The sequence below is a fragment of the Howardella ureilytica genome, from assembly GCF_054657495.1.
In genome coordinates this window covers 52,186-66,613 of the sequence record NZ_BAAHYP010000013.1, presented here as the reverse complement: position 1 = coordinate 66,613, position 14,428 = coordinate 52,186, and the positions used below count along the sequence as shown (strand labels likewise).

Here is a 14,428-nt window from a genome sequence, read left to right as displayed (position 1 = left end):
GGCACTCAGAGTTCTTAAAACCATATTCTCATATGAGTATTTGTGGCTTAACATAAGAGTTAAGGGCGGTGCATACGGATGTATGAGTGATTTTAAAGTAAACGGAGATTCATTCCTTGTATCATACAGGGATCCTAACCTCAAAGATACAAACAGAATATTTGAAGAAGCAGCCGAATATGTAAGGTCGTTCAGTGTTTCCGACAGAGATATGATTAAATATATAATCGGAACAATCGGAGGTATGGATACTCCTCTTACGCCGTCAATGAAGGGCAAGAGAGCGTTTGACGCATATATTAAAGGAACAACAACGGAAGATATCCAAAAAATAAGAGATGAAGTGTTGAAAACGGATGTGGAAACAATCAGAAGTCTTGCTCCAATCATTGAAATTCTTAATTCGGACAAGCATTTCTGCGTTGTGGGAAATTCTGATATGATTAACGGCTCTAAGGAAATGTTTGACAAAATAGAGCCTCTTGCAAAGAATTAAAGGAGAAAAGTTTGAATACGGATAATGTATATAAATCCGGTTTTGTCGCGATGATCGGCAGACCGAACGTTGGTAAATCAACACTTATGAACAGGCTTATCGGTCAGAAGATAGCGATAATGTCCAATAAGCCCCAGACCACAAGAAAGCGCATAAAAACCGTATACACCGACGACAGAGGTCAGATTGTATTTTTTGATACACCGGGCATAATAAAACCAAAGAATAAGCTCGGTGAATATATGAAAAAAGAATCCTTTGAAGGGTTAAACGATGCTGATGTCATATGTTATCTTGTAGAGCCGAAAGCTTATATAGGAGAGGCTGACAAATCCATAACAGAACAGTTAAAGAATGTAAACGTACCTGTTATTCTCGTAATAAATAAGTGTGATACTGTGGATAAGGCGGACATCTTGCCTGTTATAAAATTATTCAGCGAGAAGGCGGAATTCACGGATATTATCCCTGTATCAGCAAGAAACGGGAATAATGTTGATGAGCTTCTTTCGGTTTTATTTGAAGAACTTCCGGAGGGACCTATGTATTATGATGAAGATACTGTTACTGACATGCCAATGCGTGCAATAGCGGCAGAAATCATAAGAGAAAAATCTCTTCATGCCTTAAGTGAAGAAGTCCCTCACGGAATAGCCGTTGTTGTTGACAAAATGCATGACAGAGAAGGAACCGACATATGTGACATTGACGCCACCATATTCTGTGAGAGAGATTCTCATAAAGGAATTATTATAGGTAAAAAGGGTGCAATGCTTAAAAAAATAGGTTCTACTGCCAGATATGAACTGGAGAGAGAACTCGGGTGCAGGGTTAATTTAAAACTCTGGGTTAAGGTGGATAAGGATTGGCGTGAGAACGGAGCGAGCCTCAGAAACTTCGGATATATTAAAGAATCATGAAAGACATAATGACTGTATCGGGCGTAATTATAAGCAGTACACCGATAGGGGAATATGACAGGAGAGTCGTAATACTTACGAGAGAGTTGGGCAAAATATCATGTTTTGCCAGAGGAGGAAGACGTCCGACCAGCAAACTGATTGCCTCCGGGAGAAGCTTTATATTTGCCAATTTTAATATTTATGAAGGAAAAAGCGCATATATTCTTCATGACATATTTATCGTTAAGTCATTTGATGAAATAACAAGAGATTATAATGCGCTTATTTATGCATATTATTTTGCGGAAATTGCGGAATATTTCGGAAGAGAAGGGATAAATGCCACGGACAGCGTTAACCTTTTATATGTTGCATTCAACTCGCTGTTGGATGAAAAACTTGACAACGATACGGTAAAGGCCGCGTTTGAGATCAGAACTCTTGCCAATGAGGGTATATTAAATGATATTCCCAATCGTAAAAATGCGGATAAAGCACTGATTAATGCATTTGATAAATCTGCGGGAGATAATGTTTTAAGTATGTTCGGATTTATTTTAAATGAGCCTGTCAGAACAGAATTTATCAGACTTGCCGATAAAATGATGACAGCAAGTATAGACAGAAAAATCAAATCAAGAGGGCTGCTTATGAATGGGAAATGGTTTAGCGATGAGAACAATCGAACAAAATAATTATCAAAAAAAGATAGCGGTAATAAATGATTTGTCCGGATACGGACGATGTTCAATTACGGTTCAGTTACCGATTATTTCGGCCATGGGCATACAAACCTGTCCTATTCCGACGGGAATATTTACCAACCACACCGGTTTTGATTCATTTGCAGTCAGAGATTGTACGGACTTTCTACACAATTTTATCGATGAATGGAAGAAGATAAATATATCCTTTGACGGAATACTTATAGGATATCTTACCAATCCGGCTCAAATTGATTTTGCAAAGACGTTTATAGAGGAATTCGGCAGTGATTCTACCGTTATATTAGATCCGGTTATGGCGGACAACGGAGAATTCTATTCGGGATACGATTCTAAGATTGCGGAGAGATTGTCGGAACTGATATGTTATGCCGATATTTTGACGCCAAATATAACAGAGAGCTGTATTCTTACGGGAAAACGGTATAAGTCGGGTTTTACATGTGACGAATTAACGGAAATGGCAGAAATACTGACACGGGACAGAGCAAACAGAGTCGTAATAACAGGTATAGATTCTCCGGGATTTGTAAGCAGCTTTGCTTTTGAGTCGGAACGGGGAGAAAATTACAGGTTATACAGAAAAGAAAAACAACATAATGAAAGACCGGGAACCGGAGATGTTTTTTCTGCCGTTATTGCAGCGGACGCACTGAACGGTAAGAAATTTTTAAATTCGGTGGAGAGGGCGTCGGACTTTGTTGCAAAAGCTCTTAAAGTTTCCGATGAAAACAATATTGACGGTCTCAACGGCGTATGTTTTGAAAAATTTTTGAGTATAAAGATTTAATTTATATCATGGTTCCGGATGATTACATTTATCCGATATTTTAAAATATTTGTCAGCCGTAAGCGTGCAATTGCCGCCTGCGGCTGTTTTTTAGGGTTTCTGACCGTAACAAACGGAGATTTATTGTGTGATTAATTTCATAAATATAAAATTGATTTACGGTTAAATTTATTATAATATAAACTATATTAGTTAATAAAAATAAACATAAATAAAATAAGAATTATTTATGTTCTTATTCAATTTGTTAAAACGCAAAGGAGATACATTATGAGAATAGGTATTCTTGGATATGGAAACCTTGCCAAAGGTGTTGAATGTGCCATAGGACAGAATGATGATTTAGAACTTTCGGCTGTCTTTACAAGAAGAAGTCCGGAAAAGGTAAATATAGTTACGCCGGGCATTCCCGTATATAATACGGCGGATATTTTAGAACATAAAGATGAAATAGATGTTTTGATTATATGCAGCGGAAGTGCAACGGATATGCCTAAACAGACTCCTGAATATGCTAAACACTTTAATGTAATTGACAGTTTTGATACACATGCAAGAATACCTGAGCATTTCGCAAATGTTGACAAATCGGCAAAGGAAAGCGGCCATACAGCTCTTATTTCCGCAGGTTGGGATCCGGGCATGTTTTCGCTTAATCGTCTCTATGCGGAATGCATTCTGCCTGAAGGTAAATCGTATACATTTTGGGGCAAAGGCGTAAGCCAGGGACATTCCGATGCAATAAGAAGAATAGAGGGAGTTAAGAACGGAAAGCAGTATACCATTCCGTCGGAATCTGCTCTTGAGGCCGTGAGAGCCGGTAAAAATCCGGAACTTACAACAAGAGAGAAGCATACAAGAGAGTGTTTTGTTGTAGCTGAGGAGGGGGCGGACCTTGAAAGAATAGTGCATGAAATTAAGACCATGCCTAATTATTTTGCAGACTATGATACAACGGTACATTTTATTACGGAAGAAGAGCTTGAAAGAGATCATGCCGGCATTCCTCACGGAGGTTTTGTTATCCGTTCCGGTGTAACGGGCCGAAATAAAGAAAATAAGCATGTTATTGAATACAGCCTGAAGCTTGATTCTAATCCTGAATTTACGGCTTCCGTAATAGTTGCTTATGCCCGTGCCATAGACAGACTTCACAGAGAGGGAATAACCGGCTGCAAAACCGTATTTGACATTGCGCCTGCATACCTCAGCAGATTAAGCGGCGAAGATATTCGTGCTCACTTACTATAATACGGAGGAAATATGGAATCATTTATTAACGAAAGAGATTTCTTTAGAGGCAATAATCCGGAAACCATTGCAGAGGAATACGGTACTCCGCTTTATGTATATAATGAAGAAATAATAAGAAAACAGATGGATAATGTAGCTAAAGTAATTACCAAGTATCCGTATACGGCTAATTATTCAGTCAAAGCAAATACCAATATTCACATATTAAAATTGGCTTTGGAAGAAGGAAATAACTGTGATGCCATGAGTCCGGGTGAGATTTCAATGCTTCTCAAGGCAGGTTTTCCTAAAGAAAGAATATTTTACATACCTAATAATGTATCGGAAGAAGAGATGAAATACGCTGTTGACCTCGGTATTATGACAAGTCTGGACAGCCTTTCGCAGTTGGAGATGTTCGGTGAAATCAATCCCGGAGGAAAATGTGCGGTAAGAATAAATCCGGGAGTAGGTGCGGGACATCACGACAAAGTCATTACGGCAGGTAAAAAAACCAAGTTTGGAATTGCGGAAGAAGATATTCCGGAGATATTCAAAATTACGGAAAAATATAATCTCACAATAGCCGGCATCAACCAACATATAGGATCTTTATTTATGGATCCGGAGCCATATTTACAGGCGGTTTCCAATCTGTTAAGAATTGCAATGCGTTTTGAAAACCTTGAGTTTATTGATTTCGGAGGCGGGTACGGAATTCCGTATCATAAACTTGAGGGAGAAGCGGAATATGACATGGAGAGTTTTAAAAAGAGATTGGAACCTATTTTGGATAAATTTGTCGAAGAATACGGTTCGGCTCCTTTGTTTAAATCCGAACCCGGAAGATATTGTGTTGCCGAGGGCGGCGTAATACTCGGAAGGGTACATTCAGTCAAACAGAATGCGGGAAGAAAGTATGTAGGAACAGATGTCGGAATGAATGTACTTGTAAGACCTTCAATGTACGATTCATGGCATGATATTGAAGTTATAAGGGACGGCAAGGTTGTTCCGAGAGAGAATACCGAAACCGTTACAGTAACGGGTAATATATGTGAATCAGGCGATATCATTGCAAATGACAGAGAACTCCCAGTAATTAAAAAAGGAGATCTTGCATGTATACTGGATGCCGGGGCATACGGATACAGTATGAGTTCAAGCTATAATTCGAGACCGCGTCCTGCAGAAGTTATGGTATGTAAGGATGGCACCGTAAAACTTATACGAAGAAGAGAAACAATAGAGGATTTATTTGAATTCATGTAATATTGATATTAAAAGCGAATAAATACGTATATCAAACTTAAATAATAAAACCACCGTAAACAGACATTAATATCAGAAAATAAATATGATAATAATGCTGTTACGGTGGTTTGTTTATTTCATCGGAATATGTTCACGGATTTTGCGTCATTTCAATTTTTATTTTTTTGCATATTTGCCCTTTTGAGCAACAATTTTTTATATTTTCTTTCAAATCTCATTTTTTTGAAAAATGAACTCATCAGTTCAGAGCATTCCTTCTCAAGGACATTGTACGTTATGCTGCATTGATGATTAAAATTTTTATTATTTAAAATGTTGATAACGGAACCGGCGCAGCCGGACTTCATGCTCATTGCCCCGATTACCACACGTGGAATCCTGGCCTGAACAATGGCTCCGGCACACATTTGACACGGTTCAAGAGTAACGTAGAGCGTACAATCCTCAAGGCGCCAGTCTTTTAACACTTTTGATGCACCGCTTATGGCAGATATTTCAGCGTGCTTTATGGTGGAGTTATCCGTATTTCTTCGGTTGTAACCTTTAGCTATTATTTTATTGTTATGAACTATTACGCAACCTATAGGCGTCTCATTTTTCTTATCTGCCTTTAAAGCAAGATTATATGCCTCTCTCATAAATTTGATGTCGATAATGTTTTGTTCATAGTTTTCATTTGTAATATTATTGGTGTTTGCACACGATACATGATAGTCGATCATAAATAATTTCCGAAATTGTTTTTATTTTTAACTGTTTCTGTAATCTCTTGCATCCTGAAAAATCTTCTTTATCGCAAGCTCGTCCTCATTTGCGACAGACTCCCTTATATTCTTTAAAATGTCAAGATATCCGTCAAGAACCGTAAGAATTTCATCTCTGTTGGTTAAACATATCTGTGACCACATTTCCGGAGATGATGCGGCTATTCTTGTCGAATCTGTGAATCCGGTTGCGATACATCGTTTCATATCTTTATTTTCGGTATCCATTTTAATTACGGTCTGTACAAGGGCGGCACTTACAAGATGAGGGACATGACTTATACCCGCAACGGCGTAGTCGTGTTCGTTGGGATCCATGGTAACTATGTTACAGCCGAGTAAAGCTATAAGTTCACACAGTCTGCTGACCTTTCTGTTATAAACGGGGTCATTGCTTAATTCGGTATTTTTCGTAATTATGTAGTTTTTACCGGCAAAAAGAGCACTGTATGCCGCCATATATCCGCTTTTTTCCGACCCTGCCATGGGATGTCCGCCTATATATATGTCTGATATTCCGACTTCTTTTGCACATTTATGAACATAGCCTTTAACACTGCCTACGTCGGTGACTGTTTGGTTTGAAGACAGGTAAGGCTTAAGCTCATTCATAATATTCAGAATTATTTTAACCGGAGTGCATATGAATATTATATCAGCTTCCGAAAATGTATTGTCGATGGAAGAAAGCGCAACATCAACCACACCTTCTTCAACAGCCGTATCGGTATCCTCATGATTCCTTGTATATGCAATAATTTTAAGATGCGGCAGCTTGTTTTTTAATGCTTTGGCAATTGAGCCGCCTATTAAACCAAAGCCGATAAAACCTATACAATTCATAATTTCCTCTGTGTTAATTTCTGACTTAACGGTATATAGCCGAGTAATGCGTATTAGAATAATTAATATTCTGTATATTATAGTAGAATAGTTTAATATGATACAAGGCAAATTATAAAAAGTTATTATTCCCATCCGATGCAGTAAAACTTGTAAATGCAATATGACTAATCTATAATAAATTAATTATGATAATTATATTTTAAAGTTCGGAGGGATTAATTGTGTCGGAATACAATCACAAATCTATAGAGCAGAAATGGCGTAAGAATTGGGAAATAAAGCCAATAAATATAAATGACGGCAAAAAAGAGAAATATTATTGTCTTGATATGTTTCCGTATCCGTCGGGAACCGGACTTCATGTAGGCCATTGGAGAGGATATGTAATATCTGACGTATGGAGCAGATACCAGATTTTGCACGGAAAGTATGTAATTCATCCTATGGGATGGGATGCATTCGGACTGCCGGCAGAGAACTTTGCAATTAAAACGGGGCAGCATCCGAGAATTTCAACAGAACTTAACATAAGCAATATTAAGAGACAGATTAAGGAAATATCTGCGGTATACGACTGGGATATGGAACTTAATACAACGGATCCGGATTTCTACAAATGGACTCAGTGGATATTTATTCAAATGTTTAAGAATGGGCTTGCATATGAAAAAGAAATGCCTATTAACTGGTGTCCGTCATGTAAGACCGGTCTTTCAAATGAAGAAGTCGTAGACGGAAAATGCGAAAGATGCGGCTCTGAAGTAACAAAGAAAAATCTCAAGCAGTGGATGCTCAGAATCACTAAATATGCAGACAGACTTCTTGAAGATTTGGATATGCTTGAGTGGCCGGAAAAAGTCAAAAAAATGCAATCAGAGTGGATCGGCAGAAGTTACGGCGCCGAGGTTGACTTTAAAGTAGAGGGAACCGATAAGTCTCTTACAGTATATACAACGAGACCGGATACGTTACACGGTGCAACATTTATTGTGCTTGCACCTGAGCATCCTCTTGCGGCAGAGCTTGCGTCAGAAGACAACAAAAAAGCGGTTGAAGATTATATTTACAGAGCTTCCACACGTTCAAATATTGACAGAATGCAGGATAAAGAAAAAACAGGTGTATTTACGGGGGCATATGCGGTTAATCCGATAAACGGCAAAAAACTTCCGATCTGGCTTTCCGACTATGTTCTTGCAGATTACGGAACGGGAGCGATAATGTGTGTTCCGGCTCATGATGAAAGAGATTTTGAGTTTGCGAAGAAATTTGATATTCCTATTGTTCAGGTTATTTCAAAAGACGGAACGGAGTCGGAACTCACGGAAGCATATACGGACACAGACGGAATATTGATTAATTCGGGCGACTGGAACGGAAGAAAGTCAAGTGACATGAAGGCGGAAGGTCCGGATATAATAGAAAAAATGGGCATAGGCAAAAAGAAGACCAATTACAAGCTTCGTGATTGGGTATTCTCAAGACAGAGATACTGGGGAGAACCTATTCCTATTATTCATTGTCCTAATTGCGGTCATGTGCCTGTTCCGGAAGAAGAGCTTCCTCTCAGACTTCCGGATGTTGAAAAATATGAGCCGACGGGAACCGGAGAATCACCTCTTGCAGCTATAGAAGACTGGGTTAACACGACTTGTCCTAAGTGCGGAGCACATGCAAAGAGAGAGACTAACACCATGCCTCAATGGGCCGGATCATCCTGGTATTTCTTAAGATATATTGATGTAAATAATACTGAAAAGCTTGTGGACAGAGAAAAGGCTGATAAATACCTTCCGGTGGATATGTATGTGGGAGGTGTGGAACATGCGGTTCTTCACTTGCTGTATGCGAGATTCTACACAAAATTCTTATACGACATAGGCGTAGTGGGTTTTGTTGAGCCTTTCAAGAGATTATTTAATCAGGGAATGATCTGTAAGGACGGAGCCAAGATGAGTAAATCCAAGGGAAATGTTGTTTCTCCGGATGATCTGGTAAGAGATTACGGATGCGATTCGGTAAGAATGTATGAGCTTTTCGTAGGTCCTCCGGAACTTGATGCGGAATGGAACGACAGGGGAATGGAAGGTGTTTACAAGTTCATCAACAGATTTTATAAGCTTATTACGGACAATAAGGACGGCAACTTCGGAAAAACGCCTGAAATGGACAGATTAAAGAATAAGATGATACAGGAAATAACCGAGAGAACCGAAAGTTTCAGCCTTAATACGGTTATAAGCGGATTTATGGAAAACACCAACAAGATAACCGATCTTACAAAGAAACAGGGCGGAATCGATAAAGATGCACTTAAAACCATGACTGTTCTTATTGCTCCTTTTGCACCTCATGTTGCAGAGGAATTATGGGAAAATCTGGGAGAGTCAAATTCCGTATTTGAGGCTGTCTGGCCTGAGGTTGATAAAAACGCATTAAAAGAGAGTACAATAGAGATAGTTGTACAGGTTAACGGAAAAGTTAAGGCTAAAATAAATGTAGATACGGATCTTGATAAAGATTCAGTAATCAGTGCGGCAAAGGAAGAACTCGGAAACAGATTACCTGAAAATATTACCAAGGAAATATATGTACCCGGCAAGATTGTAAATATCGTAGGTAAATAAAATGTCTAAATTAGCAAAAAGCGGATTTATATTTCACGGAGGCATTCTTGCCATAGCCGGGATATTGGTCAGAATTATAGGTATGTTATATCGAATACCTATGGTCAATATTATCGGAAGCGAAGGTAACGGAATATACGGAGTTGCATTTAACATATACAACATTGTACTTATTCTTTCGTCATACGGCATTCCTATGGCCGTATCGAAGCTGATTTCCGCAAGAATCGCAAATAAAGAATATAAAAATTCCGCCAAAATATTTAAAAGTGCGCTTATATTTTCAATTATATCGGGCGGTATAGCGATGCTGGTTCTTCTGTTCGGAGCGGGAATAATACAAAGAGTCCTGTATCCGACTGTTTCCGGACTTGAGATACCCCTCAGGGTTCTTGCTCCTACGGTACTTATAGTAGCCGTTCTGGGGGTATTCAGAGGTTTGTTCCAAGGTCAGGGAAATATGATACCTACTGCCGTATCCCAGCTTATAGAGCAGATAGTAAATGCTGTTGTCAGTATTGTTGCTTCATTCGCTCTTATGAGAATGTTTTTGGGAAGCGGATCCGAAGCTGCATACGGAGCTGCCGGCGGAACACTGGGTACATGTCTGGGAGCCATAGCGGCTCTTGTCGTTGTGGTTGTGATTTTTCTCAGGGCAAAGGACAAATACAAAACAAAAATGTATGCGGATACAAGTGACATAGAACTAACAACAAAGACCGCATATAAAAGTATTGTATTTACGTTGTTCCCGATTATTTTGGGACAGACGTTCTATAATATAAGCACTATGCTTGATGATATATTCTTCAGCAACATGATGGCAGGCAAGATGGACGGTTCCACGATTAAGATAATGCTTGGTAATTACAGTTCAAGTTATACATTACTTTTAAGCATACCTCAGGGAATTGCATCGGCAATGGCCGCCTCAATGCTTCCGAGCGTGGTTAAATCACATTCTACGGGTGACATTCACGGAGTGGAGCTGAAGATTAAAAAGACCGTTCGAATAACCATGATGGTATCAATCCCGTTTGTGTTCGGACTGGCGGTATTGGGAGAACCCGTGGTGCAGCTGTTGTTCAGAAGTTATGACAGCGCAATAGGCGGAAACATGCTTAAGCTCGGATCGTCCGCAATCGTATTTTATACATTGTCAACAATATCAAGTTCGGCATTGCAGGGAATCGACAAAATGAGAGTTCCCGTTAAACATTCGCTTATATCACTTGCAATACATATTCCTCTCATTTTGATTTTATTTGCTGCGACTGATTTAGGTGTATATGCACTTGTTATAGGTGTAATGACATTCAGCGGCTTAATATTTGTTTTGAATTTTATTGCCCTTAACAGATATATTGGTTATAGACAGGAGATATTTAAAACATTTATTATTCCTTTAATGTGTTCGGCTGTAATGGCTCTTGCGGCTTTGCTTGTATATATTGGAATATACACGGTGATACATATTAATATCATTTCACTGGCCGCAGCGGTTGTAGTGGCGGTATTGGTGTACTTTGGATTATTAATTCTCATGAAGAAAAAGAAATTATATTGATGATTGTTGATACAACAGATTAGGAGGTGATGTTCGGTGCCGGATAATTATACAAAGAAATCGGAAGAAGTATTAAAGCATGCTAAAACATACGCATTTGAAAAAGGAAGCGGCAGCGTCGGATCGGAACATATTTTATTGGGTATACTCGAAGTTCCGGATACTCTTGCATACAACATATTGCATGACAGGGGAATTACTTCGGATAAGGTACTAAACTCCGTAAATTTCAGTATTTCCGACAATTCGGAAGTTGCTGTCAGCGATAAAGACGGATACACTCCGAGAGCAAAAAGAATATTGGAAAATGCATCTTCAATTGCCAAAAAGTTTGATTCCGATCTAATCGGAACGGAGCATATTCTTATGGCGATAATCACCGAGAGAGACTGTGTGGCTTTAAGAATATTGCTGGGACTCGGACTGGACGACAATGAAGTATATTCCAAAATAATAACAACTATGGGATATGACCCTAATAATAAGGCATATAACGACCTGAATTTTCAGGATACATCAAGTAAAACTCCTACTCTTGACAAGTACAGCAAGGATCTTACGGCCATGGCAACAGACGGAGAGCTGGATCCCGTAATAGGCAGAGAAGAAGAACTTGAAAGAGTAATTCAGATTCTCAGCAGAAGAACGAAGAATAATCCTTGTCTTGTAGGCGATCCGGGTGTCGGCAAAACAGCCATAGTGGAAGGCCTTGCTCAAAGAATGGTTGACGGAACCGTTCCCGATACCATTGCCGGTAAGCGCCTGGTTTCTTTGGACCTTCCTGCGGTTGTAGCAGGTACCAAGTACAGAGGTGAGTTCGAAGAGCGACTAAAGAGAATAATCAAAGAGGTGTCGGAGAACAAGAATATAATATTATTCCTGGATGAGATACATACAATTATCGGAGCGGGCAATGCCGATGGGGCGATAGATGCTTCAAATATGCTTAAGCCGTCGCTTGCAAGAGGAGAACTCACTCTTATAGGAGCCACAACGATAGACGAATATAAGAAGCATATAGAAAAAAATCCCGCTCTTGAAAGAAGATTTCAGCCCGTTACGGTTGAAGAACCAAGCGAAGAAGCCGCAATTGAAATTTTAAAAGGACTTAGACCGAAGTATGAAGAATTCCATAATGTGGTTATTGACGACGAGGCCGTTGAGGCGGCCGTAACATTGTCCAAAAGATATATTACGGATAGATTTCTTCCCGATAAGGCTCTCGATATCATAGACGAAGCGTCTTCAAAGATAAGGCTTAACAGGGGTATGGTTCCCGATGATATTGTTAATTTAAAAAATAAGCTTTATAAATTAATATCCGAAAAAGAAGAATTGATAAAAGAAAAGAAATTTGACGACGTTAAAGCCATAACGGGAAAGATCAAAGCTCTTGAGAAAAAGATTGAAAAACGGGAAGATGAATATGAGGCTGAGAAATCTGTCAATAAGCCTGTTATTGACAAAGAATCCGTGGCAGGCGTAGTGTCGCAATGGACAGGTATTCCGCTTAACAGGATGACTGAAACAGAGACGGAAAAACTCATTAATCTTGAACCGGAGCTTCAAAAAGCCGTAATCGGACAGGATGAAGCTGTTAAAGCCGTTGTAAGGGCAATAAAGAGAGGAAGAGCAGGAATTGCCGATCCCGACAGACCGCTTGGTTCATTTATGTTCCTCGGTCCAACAGGCGTCGGAAAGACAGAAACCGCAAAGGCACTTGCAAGAGCATTGTTCGGTACGGAAAAATCTCTTATAAGAGTTGATATGACAGAGTATATGGAGAAACATACCGTTTCCAAACTTATAGGCTCACCTCCGGGATATGTTGGATTTGAAGAGGGAGGTCAGCTTACGGATAAAATAAGGAGAAATCCGTATTCCGTATTGCTTTTCGATGAAATAGAAAAAGCACATCCCGACATTTTTAATGTTCTGCTGCAGGTGCTTGATGACGGATATATGACTGATTCTCAGGGAAGAAAAACAGATTTCAGAAATACGGTTATTATTATGACCTCAAACCTTGGGGCAAGACACATTGTTGAGCCTAAAAAGCTCGGATTCAGTAAGGGCGATGTAAATGCTTTGGAGTTTGATGACATGAAGAAAAATGTCATGGAAGAGCTGAAAAAGGCATATAAACCGGAATTCCTTAACAGAATTGATGAAATAATAGTGTTCCGTCAGTTAGATAAGGAAAACATGAGAAAGATTGTAAACATCATGATAGACAATCTTAATAACAGATTGCTGAAATCTAAGAATATTTCAGTTAAGCTTGATAAAAAGGCATATGATTATCTCATTGAGAAAGGATTTGACATTAAATACGGAGCAAGACCGCTTCGTCGTCAGATTCAGAGAGACATTGAAGATATTATTGCCGAAAAAATCATTCTTCATGAAGTAAATCCGGGCGATATCGTTAAAATATCGTCGGATACAAAGAAAAATGAACTTACGTTTAAAATACAGGTTAACAGCTGAATAACAATTTAATAAACGATACCGTATTGCCGTTTTGTATTCTTATTAAGTTGTCAGGCTTCAAAACCCCCTATTTATCAAAGCGATAAATAGGGGGTTTTGCTCTTAAACAAATATAATTAAACTCAATACAATGCAATAGATATTTGACATGATATATGTTATATTCTATGAATGAATATGTATCATACATTTTTCAAAAGGATACATATCGTTTTTATATAAGGAAAGGTATGAATTACCGTATGGGTTGATATCATACCTGTAAATATACATTAAGGAGGCACATATATGTCTGTAGTAAAAGAGATAATCAGAAGTGAAGCAGACGGAAGTCTTAGTTTCGGTAATTTTGAGCTTACGGAGAAAACAAAGGTTGCGGATTTCGCCCACGGCGGAGACACATATAAAGTGAAGACATTTAATGAGCTTACAAAGCTTGAAAAGGATGAAGCATTTTGTTATGAGTCCGTTCCGGGTACAAGCGTATTTAATTTTTCGGAGAGTGAAGACGAAGTTTCATTTACCGTTGACTGCCTGTCCGATGCTCAAATTACACTCGGTCTTGCAGAAAATACAATTTATAGATTATTCATCGATGATGAAGGAATGGGAACAATAGACACCGGTATTTCGGGAAAGCTTTCCTTTACCATCAATGACAAGCCGGGCGGAAGTGTTGACGTCAGAGTTGTCAGAGTATAAGGATTGGT

The 14,428-nt window shown here is 38.9% G+C and carries 11 protein-coding genes and 1 pseudogene; 10 read left to right on the top strand and 2 right to left on the bottom strand.

All coding sequences use genetic code 11. The features are described from left to right. From ACYQ1N_RS06985 to lysA, 6 genes and pseudogenes are all read left to right on the top strand, one after another. Positions 1-496, top strand: a pseudogene (locus ACYQ1N_RS06985) (insulinase family protein); the annotation flags it as partial. Positions 497-507: 11 nt separating this feature from the next. Further along, a complete protein-coding gene (gene era / locus ACYQ1N_RS06980; protein WP_459834299.1) occupies positions 508-1,416 on the top strand; it encodes a GTPase Era in 909 nt (302 codons plus the stop codon). After that, positions 1,413-2,093, top strand: a complete 681-nt coding sequence (recO, locus tag ACYQ1N_RS06975; protein ID WP_459834297.1) for a DNA repair protein RecO — start codon at positions 1,413-1,415, stop codon at positions 2,091-2,093. Before era ends, recO begins: the two co-directional genes overlap by 4 nt. Next, positions 2,053-2,913, top strand: coding sequence for a pyridoxamine kinase (locus ACYQ1N_RS06970; RefSeq protein ID WP_459834295.1), 861 nt, complete (start codon positions 2,053-2,055; stop codon positions 2,911-2,913). Before recO ends, ACYQ1N_RS06970 begins: the two co-directional genes overlap by 41 nt. A gap of 270 nt (positions 2,914-3,183) precedes the next feature. Continuing rightward, a complete protein-coding gene (locus tag ACYQ1N_RS06965) occupies positions 3,184-4,164 on the top strand; it encodes a diaminopimelate dehydrogenase (protein WP_459834293.1) in 981 nt (326 codons plus the stop codon). A gap of 12 nt (positions 4,165-4,176) precedes the next feature. Next, a complete protein-coding gene (gene lysA, locus ACYQ1N_RS06960; protein ID WP_459834291.1) occupies positions 4,177-5,418 on the top strand; it encodes a diaminopimelate decarboxylase in 1,242 nt (413 codons plus the stop codon). Positions 5,419-5,570: 152 nt separating this feature from the next. Here lysA and tadA read toward each other — a convergent pair whose 3' ends face one another. Together tadA and ACYQ1N_RS06950 are read right to left on the bottom strand one after the other, a co-directional pair. Continuing rightward, positions 5,571-6,143 (bottom strand): tRNA adenosine(34) deaminase TadA, encoded by a 573-nt coding sequence (gene tadA / locus ACYQ1N_RS06955; RefSeq protein ID WP_459834289.1) that lies wholly within the window; start codon positions 6,141-6,143, stop codon positions 5,571-5,573. 27 nt (positions 6,144-6,170) lie between these two features. After that, the gene (locus ACYQ1N_RS06950; protein ID WP_459834287.1) at positions 6,171-7,028 is read right to left on the bottom strand and encodes a prephenate dehydrogenase; all 858 of its coding nucleotides are present in this window, start codon (positions 7,026-7,028) and stop codon (positions 6,171-6,173) included. A 224-nt stretch (positions 7,029-7,252) separates the two neighbouring features. Here ACYQ1N_RS06950 and leuS point away from each other — a divergent pair, with 224 nt between their 5' ends. The 4 genes from leuS (at position 7,253) to ACYQ1N_RS06930 (ending at position 14,420) form a co-directional block, all read left to right on the top strand. Continuing rightward, the gene (gene leuS, locus ACYQ1N_RS06945) at positions 7,253-9,658 is read left to right on the top strand and encodes a leucine--tRNA ligase (RefSeq protein WP_459834285.1); all 2,406 of its coding nucleotides are present in this window, start codon (positions 7,253-7,255) and stop codon (positions 9,656-9,658) included. 1 nt (position 9,659) lies between these two features. Continuing rightward, on the top strand, positions 9,660-11,225 hold the full coding sequence (locus ACYQ1N_RS06940) for a putative polysaccharide biosynthesis protein (RefSeq protein WP_459834283.1): 1,566 nt from the start codon (positions 9,660-9,662) through the stop codon (positions 11,223-11,225). Positions 11,226-11,261: 36 nt separating this feature from the next. Then, the gene (locus ACYQ1N_RS06935; RefSeq protein WP_459834281.1) at positions 11,262-13,715 is read left to right on the top strand and encodes an ATP-dependent Clp protease ATP-binding subunit; all 2,454 of its coding nucleotides are present in this window, start codon (positions 11,262-11,264) and stop codon (positions 13,713-13,715) included. 291 nt (positions 13,716-14,006) lie between these two features. Then, positions 14,007-14,420 (top strand): endosialidase, encoded by a 414-nt coding sequence (locus ACYQ1N_RS06930; RefSeq protein ID WP_459834279.1) that lies wholly within the window; start codon positions 14,007-14,009, stop codon positions 14,418-14,420. The last annotated feature ends 8 nt before the right edge of the window (positions 14,421-14,428 follow it).

Coding starts and splice junctions, on each gene's coding strand:
- lysA (WP_459834291.1), top strand. CDS start 4,177: ATGGAATCATTTATTAACGAAAGAGATTTCTTTAGAGGCAATAATCCG.
- ACYQ1N_RS06970 (WP_459834295.1), top strand. CDS start 2,053: ATGGGAAATGGTTTAGCGATGAGAACAATCGAACAAAATAATTATCAA.
- tadA (WP_459834289.1), bottom strand. CDS start 6,143: ATGATCGACTATCATGTATCGTGTGCAAACACCAATAATATTACAAAT.
- recO (WP_459834297.1), top strand. CDS start 1,413: ATGAAAGACATAATGACTGTATCGGGCGTAATTATAAGCAGTACACCG.
- ACYQ1N_RS06950 (WP_459834287.1), bottom strand. CDS start 7,028: ATGAATTGTATAGGTTTTATCGGCTTTGGTTTAATAGGCGGCTCAATT.
- ACYQ1N_RS06940 (WP_459834283.1), top strand. CDS start 9,660: ATGTCTAAATTAGCAAAAAGCGGATTTATATTTCACGGAGGCATTCTT.
- ACYQ1N_RS06965 (WP_459834293.1), top strand. CDS start 3,184: ATGAGAATAGGTATTCTTGGATATGGAAACCTTGCCAAAGGTGTTGAA.
- ACYQ1N_RS06930 (WP_459834279.1), top strand. CDS start 14,007: ATGTCTGTAGTAAAAGAGATAATCAGAAGTGAAGCAGACGGAAGTCTT.